Source organism: Streptomyces sp. NPDC001401 (genome assembly GCF_042895385.1).
Classification (GTDB): Bacteria; Actinomycetota; Actinomycetes; order Streptomycetales; family Streptomycetaceae; genus Streptomyces.
The window spans coordinates 573,188-588,256 of the sequence record NZ_JBIAWI010000003.1; the positions used below are offsets into that span (position 1 = coordinate 573,188).

At 67.5% G+C, this 15,069-nt stretch carries 9 protein-coding genes, 1 tRNA gene and 2 pseudogenes; 10 read left to right on the forward strand and 2 right to left on the reverse strand.

The annotated features are described in order from the left end of the window. Positions 1 to 276 precede the first annotated feature (276 nt). Positions 277 to 540 carry a helix-turn-helix domain-containing protein gene (locus tag ACFY10_RS14610; RefSeq protein WP_390665436.1) on the reverse strand — a complete coding sequence of 88 codons (264 nt, stop codon included), beginning with the start codon at positions 538 to 540 and terminating at the stop codon, positions 277 to 279. A gap of 245 nt (positions 541 to 785) precedes the next feature. Here ACFY10_RS14610 and ACFY10_RS14615 point away from each other — a divergent pair, with 245 nt between their 5' ends. The 10 genes and pseudogenes from ACFY10_RS14615 (at position 786) to ACFY10_RS14660 (ending at position 15,011) form a co-directional block, all read left to right on the forward strand. Continuing rightward, the gene (locus ACFY10_RS14615) at positions 786 to 2,027 is read left to right on the forward strand and encodes an ROK family protein (RefSeq protein ID WP_390665575.1); all 1,242 of its coding nucleotides are present in this window, start codon (positions 786 to 788) and stop codon (positions 2,025 to 2,027) included. Positions 2,028 to 2,038: 11 nt separating this feature from the next. Further along, the gene (locus tag ACFY10_RS14620; RefSeq protein WP_390665576.1) at positions 2,039 to 3,883 is read left to right on the forward strand and encodes a glycoside hydrolase; all 1,845 of its coding nucleotides are present in this window, start codon (positions 2,039 to 2,041) and stop codon (positions 3,881 to 3,883) included. A gap of 238 nt (positions 3,884 to 4,121) precedes the next feature. Further along, on the forward strand, positions 4,122 to 5,387 hold the full coding sequence (locus tag ACFY10_RS14625; RefSeq protein ID WP_390665437.1) for an ABC transporter substrate-binding protein: 1,266 nt from the start codon (positions 4,122 to 4,124) through the stop codon (positions 5,385 to 5,387). 20 nt (positions 5,388 to 5,407) lie between these two features. Next, positions 5,408 to 6,373 (forward strand): carbohydrate ABC transporter permease, encoded by a 966-nt coding sequence (locus tag ACFY10_RS14630; RefSeq protein WP_390665438.1) that lies wholly within the window; start codon positions 5,408 to 5,410, stop codon positions 6,371 to 6,373. Next, positions 6,370 to 7,260 carry a carbohydrate ABC transporter permease gene (locus tag ACFY10_RS14635; protein WP_390665439.1) on the forward strand — a complete coding sequence of 297 codons (891 nt, stop codon included), beginning with the start codon at positions 6,370 to 6,372 and terminating at the stop codon, positions 7,258 to 7,260. The genes ACFY10_RS14630 and ACFY10_RS14635 overlap by 4 nt, the downstream gene beginning before the upstream one ends. Before the next feature lie 27 nt (positions 7,261 to 7,287). After that, positions 7,288 to 10,167, forward strand: coding sequence for a glycoside hydrolase family 2 TIM barrel-domain containing protein (locus ACFY10_RS14640; RefSeq protein WP_390665440.1), 2,880 nt, complete (start codon positions 7,288 to 7,290; stop codon positions 10,165 to 10,167). Positions 10,168 to 10,273: 106 nt separating this feature from the next. Continuing rightward, a pseudogene (locus ACFY10_RS14645) lies at positions 10,274 to 10,846 on the forward strand (AAA family ATPase); the annotation flags it as partial. Between the two features lies 1 nt (position 10,847). Further along, complete coding sequence (locus ACFY10_RS14650; protein WP_390665587.1) at positions 10,848 to 11,039, forward strand: hypothetical protein; 192 nt, start codon at positions 10,848 to 10,850, stop codon at positions 11,037 to 11,039. A 490-nt stretch (positions 11,040 to 11,529) separates the two neighbouring features. Next, positions 11,530 to 12,703 (forward strand): annotated as a pseudogene (locus ACFY10_RS14655) (IS3 family transposase). A gap of 592 nt (positions 12,704 to 13,295) precedes the next feature. Next, positions 13,296 to 15,011 (forward strand): recombinase family protein, encoded by a 1,716-nt coding sequence (locus tag ACFY10_RS14660; RefSeq protein WP_390665441.1) that lies wholly within the window; start codon positions 13,296 to 13,298, stop codon positions 15,009 to 15,011. Here the strand turns inward: ACFY10_RS14660 and ACFY10_RS14665 are convergent. Further along, positions 14,976 to 15,060 (reverse strand) — tRNA-Leu (locus ACFY10_RS14665). The two genes, ACFY10_RS14660 and ACFY10_RS14665, sit on opposite strands and share 36 nt — an antisense overlap. Between the last annotated feature and the right edge of the window lie 9 nt (positions 15,061 to 15,069).

The following is a 15,069-nucleotide window of genomic DNA, read 5'->3' on the forward strand; positions in this document are numbered from 1 at the left end:
CGTGGTGGTCGGCTGTGGTTCTCCTGCCATCCCGTTCTGAGGAGCCGCGGCCCATAATCCTGCTCGGCGTCGACCCGCACATGTCCACCCACACCGTCACCGCAGTAGACCCGGCGGGCAACCAACCTATCTCCACTAGCCGGATCGAGGCCTCGCACCGTAGGCGGCTGGCGCCAGACCGCCGCCATCCGGCAGTCGAGCTCGAACCTGACGGCGATCACTGCTCTGATCCACGCCACGGTCCACCACTGGTCCTCCCAGCGTGCACGGCGGGCCCTAGGCCAACTCCTCCTCCAACTCGGCAAACTGGCCGTCGGACTGCTTGGGCAGTTTCGCCAGCCCAGCGGAGGCCAGGGCGTCCATCCCGCCCTCCCGCCAGGCACGCCGCCAGCGTTTCACCGACCGCCCGTTTACCCGCAGATTCTTTGCGATCAGCGCGGTCTCCTCGCCGCGTGTGAACCGCTCGCCTGCCTCATAACGGATGCGCTCGCGAAGCTCTCGCCGCTCGGCGGTCAACCCGCCGCCCTGCGCGTACCGCATGCAACCGGCCTACCGCAGGGATCAGCCCCGAGAACAACCCGAAGAGATCAGTAGGCACCTGCTGAACCTGGCTATATACGGACGCAGCCCTTACGCCCTCGCCGAACCTGGAAGGCCACTTTTGCAAGTCTTCGCTAAACCATTGTAGAAAGTCCCTCACAGGCCATAGCCTTGCGCCGCGCCGGTTCCGACCCGGCCTTAGCTGGCCTTGGAAAGGATCGGGACGAACGTCAGTGAAGACTCCAGTGAAGCGCACGTCACGTGACATCCGCACGGCGAACCGCTACGAGGTGCTGCGCCAGATCATCGCCGCGTCTCCCACCTCCCGGCCTGTGTTGGCGGCCGCCACCGGTCTGAGCCTCGCCACGGTCGCCACGCTCGTCGGCGAGCTGCTCGACCTGCGGATGATCACCGAGGTCGGGTTCGAGGACTCGGCGGGCGGCCGCCCCCGGGGTCTCGTGGCGGTCAACGCGTCGGGGGGCGCGTTGATCGGCGTCGACATCGCGGAGACGTACGTGCGTGTCGAGTTGTTCGATCTCGGGCTGAACGTGTTGGCCCGCGCCGACGAAGATATGCGTCCCGGCGAGAGCCGGCCGGAGCAGGTGGTCGGCCATGTGGCCGCCGCCGTCGGCTCGGTGGTCATGCAGGCCGGCGTGGAAGGCGCGCGGGTGTTGGGTGTCGGGGTGAGCGTGCCGGGGCAGGTGGACCGGGCCACCGGTATCGCGGAGTACGCGCCGAACTGGGACTGGCACGACGTGCCGCTGCTCGACCTGCTCACAGAGCACATCGCCTACCCCCTGTACCTGGACAACCCGCTGCGTGCCTCCGCGGTGGCCGAGCTGTGGTTCGGCGCGGCGCGCGGGCGCGGGGATGCGGTCGTGGTCAACCTCGGTACCGGCGTGGGCGCGGGGCTGATCCTGGACGGCGGACTGCACCGGGGGGTGAGCAACAGCGCCGGCGAGTGGGGTCACACCACTCTTGTCCTGGACGGGCGCCTGTGCCACTGCGGCAATCACGGCTGTGTGGAGACGTATGTCGGAGCGCCCGGGATCATGCTGAACCTGCGCGAGCTCAGCCCCGGCAGCCCGCTCCTGCACCCCGAGGACCAGACCGCCACCATCGCCGCGCTGGCCCACGGGGTCACGTCGAACAATCCGATAGCGGTCAAGGTGGTCCGGGACACCGCCCGTTACCTCGGCGCCGGCATCGCCGACCTGGTCAACCTGTTCAACCCCGAAGTGGTCGTGCTCAGCAGCTGGGTCGCGGCCGCCCTCGGCGAGCCCCTGGTCGCGGAGGTACGCGAGGCCGTCGCCCGGCACGCGCTGCCACGGCCGATGGCCGCCACCGAGATCGTCCTCTCCCCGATCCCCACCGACCCGGTGTGCCTGGGCGCGGCGACGTTCGCGCTGGAGGGCGCGCTGCAGTCGGTCGGGCAGAGGAATGCAAAACACACCCCCGCAAGGAGCCGTACCGCACCACCTTCATGACGACGGAAGGGATGCACGTGTCTCACCCCCACCCCCGTAGATCCGCCCTGTTGACGGCCGCAGCCGCGCTAGCCGTCGCGGGTCCCCTGATATCCGCCCCGCCCTCGTCGGCCGCCACCCCCACGGCGGCCGAAGTCTCCCCCCATGCAGCCCAGACCATCGACGACATCGGTGCGTCGGGCGCCTGGTGGGTCAACGACCTGCAGCACTTCAAGCCCGAGGTGCAGGCCCGGGTCGCCCAACTGCTCTTCTCCCAGCAGGGGTTGGCCCTGAGCTCGTACCGCTACAACATCGGCGGTGGCGGCACCGCGGTGACCACGCCGGCCCGCGCCGCCCAGGACTTCCTGAACCCCGACGGCTCGTACGACTGGAGCAGGGACAACGGCGGACAGACGTTCCTCAGGTACGCCGCCCGGTACGGCGTCAAGGACCTGATCGGCTTCGTCAACAGCGCACCGGCACGGTGGACGACCAACGGGCAGTCCTGCGGCGGCCAGTTGAAGGCGGAGAACGAGTCCGACTACGCCAAGTACGTGGCCGATGTGACCGACCACTTCGCCAAGCAGGGCGTGAAGCTGGACTACATCAGCCCGTTCAACGAGCCGGACAACGACTTCGGGGACTGTGGCCAGGAGGGCATGCAGGTCACGGTCGACCAACGCGACGACATCGTACGGGCGTTGGGCGCCGAGCAGCAGGCCCGGCATCAGCGCACGAGCATCATCGCGGACGAGTCCAGCAAGACCACTCAGTTCACCTCCGAACTCCCGCAGTGGATCTCGCAGCCGGGCACCGGGCAGTACGTGTCGGCGCTCGCCCACCACACGTACAACAACCCCGACGACGGCCAACTGGCCAACGTCTACGAGACGTCGAGGACGGTCGGCAAGAAGTCCTGGGCCACGGAGATCTGCTGCTTCGGCAAGGGCGGCACGGGCTGGAACCAGGAGTACGACCCGACCATCGACAACGCCCTGTTGATGTCGCGGATCATCTACAAGGACTTCGCGAGCTCGCACGACTCGGCGTTCCAGTGGTGGGTGGCCCTGGCCAGCGGGTACGGCACCTCCCCCACCGAGCGCAACGACACGGGCTGGAACGACGGCCTGATCTACTACGACCCCGACTACGCGACGAACGGCAACCAGAAGCTGTACTTCACCAAGCGGTACTACGCCCTTGGCCAGTACAGCCGGTTCGTGAGGCCGGGCTCGGTCGCGCACAACGTGACCGGGGCGCCGGACGGCGTCGAGGTGTCGTCGTACGACCGGAACGGCAAGTGGGTGGTCGTGGTCAACAACCACAACTCCACCGACACACCGCTGAGTTTGCACTTCAATAACAAGACACCGGTGCGGGCCGCGCAGGCCGTGCGGACCTCGGCCACCGAGGACTGGGCGAACGTCGCCAGGCCGACGGTGAGCGGCGGCACGGCGTCCACGACTCTCGCGGCCCGCTCCATCACGACGTACGTCTTCGACCAGAAGGGCCACGGCAGTTCGGCGATCACGGGCGCGCTGCAGGGCAGGCAGTCCGGCAAGTGCCTGACCGCGGACGCGTCCGGGGCCGCCATCAGCACGTGCACGGGCGGGACCGAGCAGTCCTGGTCGTACGACGGCAAGGGCGCCCTGAAAGGCGTCAACGGCTACCTCACCGCCGGGAGTTCGGGCCTGACGACGACCGCCGACTTCACCGGTGACGCAAGCCAGCACTGGCTGCTGAACGCCAACGGCCAGATCCTCAGCGAGGCGTCCGGCAAGTGCCTGGACGTCAGCGGACAGGCGACCACCGACGGCAGCAAAGTCATCCTGTACAGCTGCAACGGTGGCACCAACGAGGTCTGGAACAAAGCCTAGTCCCCTGCACCGAGGGCCGCCGGCCACACCCTGACCCGGCGGCCCTCACCCCGCCGCACCACCCCCATGTTCGGGATTCCGAACCGGATTTAACGCTTCGAACAGGCTTCGTCCAACCTCTTGCCGAAGCCTTAGCCGAAGGTTAACGTCCCCGCACCACAACGCAATTCGAGCCACGTCGCAGCCAGGTGTGCTGGAGCCGTGGAGCCGCAGCCGCAATCGAGACAAGGACGTCAGCATGTCGGCAATGAGCAACAGCAACTTCTCCCGCCGGTCCATATTCCGGGCCGCCGCGGGCATGGCCGCCGCCGGCACGCTGGCCGCGTGCGGCAGCAACAACGGCCGGGGCGGGAGCGGGGGGTCAGGCAAGCAGCTCAACCAGATGTTCCACGCCTACGGCGAGGCGGGGACGGAGCAGGCGATCAAGCGGTACGCCGCCGCGTACAAGAAGGCCAGCGTGAACACCCAGTGGATCACGAGCGCCGACTACGAGAGCAAGCTCTTCGCGACGCTGCTCACCAAGAGCGCGCCGGATCTGTTCGAGTTCCACCCGCAGATCCAGATGGTCAAGAGCGGCCAGGTGGCGGACCTGACCGACATCATCGACCCGGTCAAGAGCGACTTCAACCAGGCCGACATCAAGTCGCACACGGTCGACGGGAAGATATACGGCGTCCGGATGATCGACGATCCGCAGTTCTTCTTCTACCGTCCCTCGCTGTTCAAGAAGGCCGGCGTCAAGGTCCCGGAGACCTTCGACGAGCTGATGGAGGCCGCTGCCAAGCTCACCACCGGCAAGGTCAAGGGCCTGTACATCGGCAACGACATGCACGCGGTTATCAACCCGCTGATCTGGTCGGCGGGCGCCGACACCCTCAACGACAAGAACGAGATCGCCTACCACACGCCGGGCGTCATCGAGGGCCTGAAGAAGATGCGCCAGCTGTTCACCAGCGGCCACCTGCTCCTCGGCGCCCCAACCGACTTCTGGGACCCGTCCTCGCTCAGCCAGGGCCTGTGTGCCATCCAGTTCTGCGGTATGTGGGCCATGCCGCAGTTCCAGAAGGCACTCGGCGACGACATCGGCATCTTCCCGTTCCCGAAGGTCACGGACGCCGGCAAGCCCTCGGTGTACAACGGCGGTTGGTCGATGTTCGTCAACGCCAAGGGCGACAACGTGGACGCGGCCAAGGAGTACGTGAAGTGGCTGTGGATCGACCAGAAGCAGTACCAGGAAGACTGGGCGACCTCGTACGGCTTCCACATCCCGCCGCGCACCTCGATCGCCGCGTCCGCCACCAAGCTCAAGTCGGGTCTGCCGGCCGAGGGCGTCAAACTCTTCAACCAGTACGGGCACTTCGACAACATCGGGTGGACCCAGGCGATGATCCAGGCGACATGGGATGTCATGGCCAACTGCGTCCGCAAGGGCGGTGACCCGGAGAAGGCCCTCGACCAGTGCGACAAGGCCGTCAACCGTGAGCTGAAGAAGCTCTTCGGATAGGACGCCGGACGGACCACGACATGTCAACGACCACTGCTCGCGACCTCGCGAGCCCCGCCCCGGCGAAGCCCTCACCGGCCAAGCCGCGGCGGGGTCTGCGGGCCAGCCGCACCTTCAACTTCTGGCTCTTCGCCAGCCCGTTCCTCATCGGGCTGATCATCTTCATCTACGTGCCGATCGGCTGGAGCATCTACCTCAGCTTCTTCGACGCACGGTTCACCGTCACACCGTCGAAGTTCATCGGCTTCGACAACTACACGTACATGCTGACGGACCCCAAGTTCACGGGCTCCCTCGTCACCTTCACCGTCTTCGCCGCGTTCATCGTGCCCACCACCTGGGCGATGTCGCTGGGCATCGCCCTGCTCGTGAACCGGCTCAGGTTCATGCGGGCGTTCTTCCGGTCGGTGTTCTTCCTGCCGACCGCGTGCAGCTACGTCGCGGCGTCGCTGATCTGGAAGATGTCCATCTTCAGCGGCGTCCGCTTCGGCCTGATGAACACGATCCTCGGTTGGTTCGGGATCGACAACATCGCCTGGCTGATCACCCCCAGCCCGCCCTGGTACTGGCTGGTCATCGTCACGCTCCGGCTGTGGCTGCAGTCCGGTTTCTACATGATTCTCTTCCTGGCGGCGCTGCAGAACATCCCGGCCGAGCTGTACGAGGCCGCCTCCATCGACGGCGCCAAGCCGGGCTGGCAGACCTTCCGTTACATCACCTTGCCTCAGCTGCGGGCCACCTCCACCGCGGTGATCCTGCTGCTGCTCATCGCCGCCTACCAGGCCTTCGACGAGTTCTTCAACCTGCTCGACAAGACCACCTGGGGCCGGCCGCCGCTGGTCGAGCTCTACACCACCGCCCTGGGCACGGAACAGGACTACGGCGCCGGCAGCGCGGGCGCCGTCATCCTGACCCTGCTGATCATCGTCGTCAGCCTGTTCCAGGGGAAGATCATGGGCTTCGGAAGGGGGGACGAGTCCAAGTGACCACCACCACGCCCGACATACGCGAAACCGCCGCCCCGAAGGCCAGGCGCTCCCGCCGACGCCGCGGAGTGATGGGCAACACCGGCCTCTCCATCGCCACCGGAATCGCTGCTTTCCTCTTCCTCGTCCCGTTCTACATCCTGATCCGTAACGCCCTCTCCACGGACACCGCAATCACGGGTGAGCACTGGGAACTCTTCCCCACCAACATCCAGTGGGGCAACATCACCGACCTGTTCGACGACCCGTCGGTGGACTTCGCCCAGTCGATGTGGAACTCGCTGGTCGTCGCCGTCTCCATGACCGTCGGCATCCTGCTGGTGTGCTCCCTGGCCGGCTACGCCCTGGCCCGTATCCCGTACCGGCACGCAAACAAGATCTTCTACGTCGTCCTGGGCACCCTGATGGTCCCGAGCTCGGTGACCTTCGTGCCCAGCTTCGTGCTGGTCTCATCACTCGGATGGGTGGACACCTACCGCGGTCTCATCATTCCGGGCCTGTTCAGTGGTTTCACCTGCTTCCTTTTCCGGCAGTACTTCCTCGGATTCCCGAAGGAGCTGGAGGAGGCGGCACGCGTGGACGGGCTCGGCTACTGGGGCGCGTACTGGCGCGTCGTCGTACCCAACTCGCTGAACTTCTTCGCAGCGATGGCGACCATCACCTTCATCAACGGCTGGAACGCCTTCCTCTGGCCCCTGGTCATCGGCCAGGACCCGGGGTCGTGGACCGTCCAGGTCGCGCTCTCGTCGTACATGACCAACCAGACGGTCGTCTTCCACACCATCTTCATGGCCACCGCCGTTTCTATCCTGCCCCTGGTGTTCGTGTTCCTCTTCCTCCAGCGCTGGCTGGTCCAGGGAATCGCACAGACCGGCATCAAGGGCTGACGCCCTCCACTCACGACCTGGAGACCGATGTCTTTCCGCACCACCACGGCCACCGACTACGTCGAGGACGTCTCACCGGGCAGCGGGGCCCTCCCGCCCCGCGCCTGGTACCCGTCCTCCGATGCCAAGTCGCTTTCACTGAACGGCAGTTGGCGCCTCCGCGTCTCCCCGACCGCCGACGCCGAGGACGACTCCTTCGCCGCGGAGGGGTACGACGCCGACGGCTGGCCTGAGGTCACGGTCCCCGGCCACTGGGTCCTCCAGGGCGACGGCGCCTTCGGCCTGCCCATCTACACCAACCACCTCTACCCCTTCCCGGTCGACCCGCCGCACGTCCCGACGGAGAACCCGACCGGCGACCATCTGCGCGTCTTCGACCTGCCCGAGGACTGGCCGGACCTGTCCGAGGGCGGTGCCGTCCTCCGCTTCGACGGTGTCGAGTCCTGCGCCCGGGTCTGGCTCAACGGCACGGACATCGGCGAGTTCAAGGGCTCCCGGCTGCCGCACGAGTTCGCCGTCGGCCACCTGCTGAAGCCCACCGGTAACGTACTCGCCGTCCGGGTGCACCAGTGGTCGGCCGGCTCGTACCTGGAGGACCAGGACCAGTGGTGGCTGCCCGGCATCTTCCGTGATGTGACGCTGCTGCACCGCCCGGCGGGCAGCGTGCTCGACTTCTTCGTAAACGCTTCCTACGACCACGTCACGGGCGAGGGCAGCCTGCGCGTCGACTCCGACGTCGACGGGCGGGTGTCCGTGCCCGCCCTGGACATCGATGTCGCCACCGGGGAAACGGTTACGGTACCGGTCCAGCCGTGGTCGGCCGAAGTGCCGAAGCTGTACGACGGCGAGCTGGTCACCGAGGGCGAGCGGGTCCCGCTGCGCATCGGTTTCCGTACCGTGGAGCTGGCCGACGGCCTCATCAAGGTCAACGGCAAGGCGGTCCTCTTCAAGGGCGTCAACCGCCACGAATGGCACCCCGAGAAGGGCCGCGCCCTCGACCTGGAGACCATGCGCGAGGACGTGCTGCTGATGAAGCGGCACAACCTCAACGCCGTGCGCACCTCGCACTACCCGCCGCACCCGGCCTTCCTCGACCTGTGCGACGAGTACGGCCTGTGGGTCATCGACGAGTGCGATCTGGAGACCCACGGCTTCACCGAGCAGGCCTGGCGGGACAACCCCGTCGACGACGACCGCTGGACCCCCGCCCTCCTCGACCGCGCCGCCCGCATGGTCGAGCGCGACAAGAACCACCCGTCGGTCGTCATCTGGTCGCTGGGCAACGAGGCCGGCACCGGACGCGGCCTCACCGCCATGGCCGAGTGGATCCACGGCCGCGACTCCTCGCGCCTCGTGCACTACGAAGGCGACTGGAACAGCCGCGACACGGACATGTACTCGCGGATGTACGCCAGCCACGGCGAGATCGAGAAAATCGGCAAGGAGCTGGACGGCGGCACGCACAAACGCCGCGACCTCCCCTTCATCCTCTGCGAGTACGGGCACGCCATGGGCAACGGCCCGGGCGGCATCGCCGACTACCAGGAGCTGTTCGAGAAGTACGACCGGCTCCAGGGCGGCTTCATCTGGGAGTGGATCGACCACGGCATCACCCACCCCGAGCTGGGCTACGCCTACGGCGGCGACTTCGGCGAGGAGCTGCACGACGGCAACTTCGTCTGCGACGGCCTGATCTTCCCCGACCGGCAGCCCTCCCCGGGCCTGCTGGAGTTCAAGAAGGTCATCGAGCCGGTCGGCATCGAGGGCGACGGCTTGGACGGCACCCTGCGGGTGACCAACAAGCAGGACTTCGCCGACCTCTCCGCGTTCGCCTTCGAGTGGTCCTACCAAGTGGACGGCGAGAGCGTCGAGTCGGGCGCCCTGTCCGTGCCCGCACTCGCTCCGGGCGAGTCCGCCGACGTCAAGCTGCCCGAGCCGACCGCCGAACACGGTGGCGGCGAGACGCAGTGGACGGTACGGGCGCTGCTGGCCGCCGACACCAACTGGGGGCCCAAGGGCCACGAGGTGGCCTGGGGGCAGGTCCCGGTCACCGCACGGACGTCGCCGTCGGTTGCGGCCACCGACGGTCCGGTGGCGGGCGACGGCGTGATCACGCTCGGCCCGGCCTCCTTCGACGCCCGCACCGGTGCGCTGAAGACCATCGGCGGAGTCGAGGTGAGCGGCGGTCCGCGGCTGGACGTGTGGCGGGCGACCACCGACAACGACGAGGGTGCCGAGTGGCTGACCGGCATCCGCTCCGCCGAGCTGTGGCGCAAGTACGGCCTGCACCGCATGCGGCACCGCCTCGACTCCGTGGAGCTCGGTGACGACGCGCTGACCGTACGGACCCGGGTGGCGCCCGCCGCCTGGGAGTTCGGGCTCGCCGCGGTGTACCGCTGGACCTCGGACGGCAGCCGCCTCAGGCTGACCGTGTCCGTGGGGCCCGAGGGTGAGTGGCCGGTGCCGCTGCCCCGCCTCGGCGTGCGGTTCGGCCTCACCCGAGCCGACACCGTCAAGTGGTACGGCGGCGGGCCCGGCGAGGGCTACCCGGACACCAAGGCGGCCTCCAAGCTCGGTCGTTGGGAGTCCACGGTCGACGGACTGCAGACCCCGTACCTCCGCCCGCAGGAGAACGGCGCACGCGCCGACGTCCGCTGGGCCGAGCTCGGCGGTCTGCACATCGAGGGCGACCCGGAGTTCTTCCTCACCGCCCGGCGCTGGACCACCGAGCAGCTGGAGGCGGCCACCCACCTCACCGGCCTCACCCCCGGCGAGACGGTGTGGGTGAACCTCGACCACGCCGTGCACGGCATCGGCACCGGGTCCTGCGGCCCGGGCGTGCTCCCGCAGTACCAACTGCCGGCCGAACCAGCCGAGTTCTCCTTCATCTTCTCGGAGATCAGTTGACGGACACGGACATACCGTCCCCCGCGGCCGGCCGGCTCTTCAGCCGGCCGGCCGCAGTCGCGTCCTGCCTCGGCTTCGTCCTCATCGGCATGCTCCAGGCGCTGTACTGTCCGCCTTCTGGGACACGCGCGTGCGCCACCTGTCCCTCGGCCAGCGGGTGCGCTGCGACCTGGCCGCCGCGCTGCTGCACGACCCGCCGGTCGTCTTCCTCGACGAGCCGACCATCGGCATGGACGTGGTGGTCAAGGAGCAGGTCCGCGAGTTCCTGCGCCACCAGGTGGAGGAGCGCGGCCGTACGGTCCTGCTGACCACGCACGACATGACGGAGGTCGAGCGGCTCGCCGAGCGGGTCGTCCTGATCAACCACGGGCGGCTGGTCCTCGACGGCACCCTCGACGAGATCCGCCGCAAGTTCGGCTCGACCTGGCAGGTGCGGGCGACACTCGCCGACGCGCGCACCGACGTCGTACCGCCACCACCGGGCATAGCACTGCTGCGGCAGGACGGCAGGCAAGTGGTGTTCGGGCCTGATGGGGTCGACGCCCCGACCGTCAACCAGGCACTCAAGGCGGTCATCGAACGGTACGAGGTGACCGGCATCGCCATCGACGAGGCGGACCTGGAGGACGTGATCCGGGTCGCGTACGCGCATGCGCAGCCCGCGGCAGAAGGGGTCTGACATGGCCGTCCTGCACGGGTGGCGGGCCGCCCGCGTCACCCCGCTCGGCGAGCTGCACGCCCCGCCCCGGATGACGGCCGTCCTGGTCCGGCTGGTCGTCCAAGTGGTCCTGGTGGCGTCCCTGTGGAGCGGCCTCGGGGCACGGCTGCTCTGGCGCTGGAGCCTCAACCACTACACGGGGGTGAACGGATGACGTCGGCCGCGACGGCATCCGCCGCCCCCTCCGCCCCAGGGACTTTTCAGGGACTTTCAGCCCTGTCTGAGGGACTTCCGAGGGACTTTCAGCCGCGTAACGCGGCAAGCCCCTGAAAGACCGGAAAGGGCCTCCGTCCCAGATCAGATGCCCTTTCCCAGGCAAAGCCGCAGGTGGCGGCAGACGAGTCGGGCTGTACGCCGGGTACTGCTCCCCCGAGACAGTCGCAACACACAAGGCCACGCATACCTCGCCACCAGGGCTATGACCTGCCGAACTGACTCGCCGTTCAGCTACATCCAGCCGCGATCCAACCAGCGTGTGGAGAACGACGCGTGACGACAGGTGACAAAGCGCCAGGTCATCCAGCCAAACTCCAGCCACGGGTTCGCAAACGGGGGTGACCGGAATCGGGTCACCGGGGCTTTCCCCCTGGTCGTGGACACCCTGGACACTGGATCTATGAAGTTCCAGAGATCAGGAGTTCCCGTTGGGGACCTACAAGTACTCGGCTGAGTTCCGGGCCGACGCCGTCGCGCTGTATCGCGCCAGTCAGGGGCGTCCGGTGGCAGCCGTGGCCAAGGATCTGGGCGTGAATCACGAGACGCTTCGCCTGTGGATCAAGGCTGCCGAGGAGTCCGAACGCCGTCCGTGCGGGCGGAGGCGGACAAGGACGCCGAGATCGCCGCCCTGCGTCGTCAGGTGCGGGAGCTGGAGCTTGAGCGCGAGATCCTGCGCCGGGCGGCCAAGTATTTCGCGGGCGAGACCAACTGGTGAGCCGCTTCCAGTTCGTTGATGATCATCGCGACGCCTTCGGGGTGAAGCGGCTATGCCGGGTCGTGGAAGTCTCCCGCTCCGGCTACTACCGGTGGCGGTCCGCCGCCTGCGCCCGTGTCGAGCGGGCCCTCTCCGATGCCGAGCTGACCGGGAAGATCCGCGAGATCCACACCGAATGGGACGGCGTCTACGGCTCCCCGCGCATCACCGCCGAGCTACGGGCCGAGGGCCGGCGGGTCAACCACAAACGCGTCGAGCGGGTGATGCGCGAGGCCGGTATCGTCGGCGTGCACCTGCGCAAGAAGGTCACCACCACGGTGCCCGCCCCGGACGCGGCCAAGATCCCCGACCTCCTGCAACGCGACTTCACCGCGAGCGAACCGAACGCCAAGTACGTCGGCGACATCACCTACCTGCCCGTCGGCGACGGCCAATTCCTTTACCTGGCCACGGTGTTGGACCTCTGCTCGAAGCGCCTGGCGGGCTGGGCGATCGCCGATCATATGCGCACCGAGCTGGTCACCGACGCCCTCGAAGCCGCCGCCCGCACCCGCGGCGGTGACCTGGCCGGGGCGGTCTTCCACAGCGACAACGGAGCCCAGTACGCCTCGAAGGATTTCGCGAAGGCATGCCGCAAACTCCGCGTGATCCGTTCTCGCGGAGCGGTCGGGACAAGCGCGGACAACGCCGCCGCGGAGAGCTTCAACGCGGCCCTGAAACGGGAGACCCTGCAGGGCCGGAAACACTGGCCAGGAGTACACGAGGCCCGCCTCGCAGTCTTCCGCTGGATCACCCGCTACAACACCAGGAGAAGACATTCAGCGATCGGCCAGGTCAGCCCGATCGCCTTCGAACAGCGAACGGTTACGCTGACCGCTGCCGCATAGCAAACGGTGTCCACGACAAAGGGGGAAGCCCCACCCCCGTTCGACCTGGCGGTTTGCTAGTTCGCCGGATCCACGGTAATGCGTGGCCCATACATTGAAGCGGAACTCCACCACGTTCCGTCCTGCATCACGCAGTCCTACCCGACCTTCCATCGACGCCCCGCCCTTGACGCCGTCCTCGACCGCCGGAGCCGGCCTCCAAGTCCTTGGCCGACACAGAACGGCAAATCTGCCGTGCGACATCCCTATAGGGGACATGCGAGCACAAACCAGTTCTCCGCCCCCGGTGCCCAACTGCACACACCCCAAGCCCCTATCCGGGCAGCGCCCACGCCCAGGCACCCCGTGTCAGACCCAGGTGGCACTCCCCGGGGAGCCACCTGACGTGACCGAGCCGGTCGCTGCCGCCCTCCTGGAGCTCCTTCGCACCCTGATCGCCGATTCGAGCCAGCAGCGCCCTGCGCCCGGCAACGGCTAACCGAGAGACGCCGGCCGCCGCTGGCTCTTCTCCCCCATTCGAGGTACGACAGAACGCCACATAACACCCGCAGCGCGTCCATGCCGCGCGCCCGCACCGGGAGTCTCACCGCACGTGATCCGTTTCGCCTTCGCCGGACGCTGTTCGACCGAGGACCTCCAAGACCCGGAGGCCTCCAGAAACTGGCAGCTCACCCGCGCCCGAGCCCTGATCGAACCCGCCGGCGGCCACATCGTCACCGAGTACTTCGACGTCGGCCACAGCCGCTCGCTGCCCTGGCAGCGCCGCCCACGCGCCAACGACCTCCTCCAGGCCCTCCGCAACCCCAACCGCGGCTTCGACGCCGTCGTGATCGGCGAGCCGCAACGCACCTTCTACGGCAACCAGTTCGGCAACACCTTCCCCGTCTTCGTCCACTTCCGCATCCCCCTGTGGGTCCCGGAGATCGGCGGGCCCATCGACCCCGACAACGAGGCCCACGACCTCGTCATGTCCGTCTTCGGCGGCATGAGCAAAGGCGAACGCAACCGCATCAAGATCCGAGTCCGGACCGCCATGAGTTCCCAGGCCCAGCTCCAAGGCCGCTACCTCGGCGGACGCCCCCCGTACGGGTACCTGATCGGCGACGCGGGGCCGCACCCGAACCCGGCCAAAGCAGCGACGGGACAGCGGATCCACCGCCTGGAACCCGACCCCGCCGCGGCCCCCATCGTGGCCCGGATCTTCCAGATGTACGTCGACGGCATGAGCGACAAGGCCATCGCCTCCCAGCTCACCCAGGAAGGCCTCCCCTGTCCCTCCGCCCACGACGCCACCCGCAACCCCCACCGCAAGAAGACCGCCTGGCAAGCCGGAGCCGTCAGAGCGATCCTCATCAACCCCCGCTACACCGGCTACGAGATCTGGAACAAGCAGCGCAAGGAGGAGCACCTCTACGACATCGACGACGTCACCCTCGGCCACCGCACCCGCATGACACACAACCCGGCTGAACAGTGGGTGTGGTCCAACGACGCCGCTCACGAGGCCATCGTCACCACCCAGCTCTTCAACACCGTCAAGAAGATCCGCCAGCAGCGCTCCCGCATGCCGCAGCGCCTCGAACGCCCCGGACGACAACCGCAGGGGCAACGGACGTACGCACTGCGCGGACGGATGCGATGTGCAACGTGCGGGCGCAAGATGCAGCCCGCGACAATCCGCAACACCGTCTACTACCGATGCGAGTTCAAGGAACAGGAACAGTCCCTCCACCCCGGGCTGGATCACCCCCGGACCGTCTACCTCCGGGAGGACGTGGTGTGCCGGGCTCTGGACCGGTGGATCGCGAAAGCCTTCGCTCCCGGCCGGCTCACCGCCACCCTCACCGCTCTCGCCCAAGCCAGCGCGGCAGCAAACGCGGCCGAGACGCCCACACCGCAGCAGACCCAGGCCCGCAAAATGGTCAAGGAGTGCGAGCGGCGTCTCGCCCGCTACCAGGCCACCCTCGAAGCTGGCGCCGACCCCGCCGTCGTCACTCAATGGATCAACGAAGCGCAGGCAGACAAGGAAGCAGCACGCAAGAAGCTCGACACGGCACCTGCCGCCACTCGAAAGAAAGAAACTCCCCTCACCGCCGACCAGATCCGGGAGATCACTGAGAGACTCGGAGACATCGCACAACGCGTGCAGGCCGTCGACACAGAGAAGAAGAGCCCACTCTACGAAGCCCTCGGGATCACGATCAGTTACGAACACGCAGGTAGGGCCGCGACCGTTAGGTCGAGGCCCTTGTCCGCGTATCGCTATAGCGAGTGTCCGAGGGGGGACTTGAACCCCCACGCCCGATAAAGGGCACTAGCACCTCAAGCTAGCGCGTCTGCCATTCCGCCACCCGGACTAGGTGTCT

What these genes read in the sequence shown, in the direction of transcription:
- ACFY10_RS14650 (WP_390665587.1), top strand. Translation starts at nt 10,848, where the DNA reads ATGGCCGTCCTGCACGGGTGGCGGGCCGCCCGCGTCACCCCGCTCGGC.
- ACFY10_RS14620 (WP_390665576.1), top strand. Translation starts at nt 2,039, where the DNA reads ATGCACGTGTCTCACCCCCACCCCCGTAGATCCGCCCTGTTGACGGCC.
- ACFY10_RS14625 (WP_390665437.1), top strand. Translation starts at nt 4,122, where the DNA reads ATGTCGGCAATGAGCAACAGCAACTTCTCCCGCCGGTCCATATTCCGG.
- ACFY10_RS14630 (WP_390665438.1), top strand. Translation starts at nt 5,408, where the DNA reads ATGTCAACGACCACTGCTCGCGACCTCGCGAGCCCCGCCCCGGCGAAG.
- ACFY10_RS14610 (WP_390665436.1), bottom strand. Translation starts at nt 540, where the DNA reads ATGCGGTACGCGCAGGGCGGCGGGTTGACCGCCGAGCGGCGAGAGCTT.
- ACFY10_RS14640 (WP_390665440.1), top strand. Translation starts at nt 7,288, where the DNA reads ATGTCTTTCCGCACCACCACGGCCACCGACTACGTCGAGGACGTCTCA.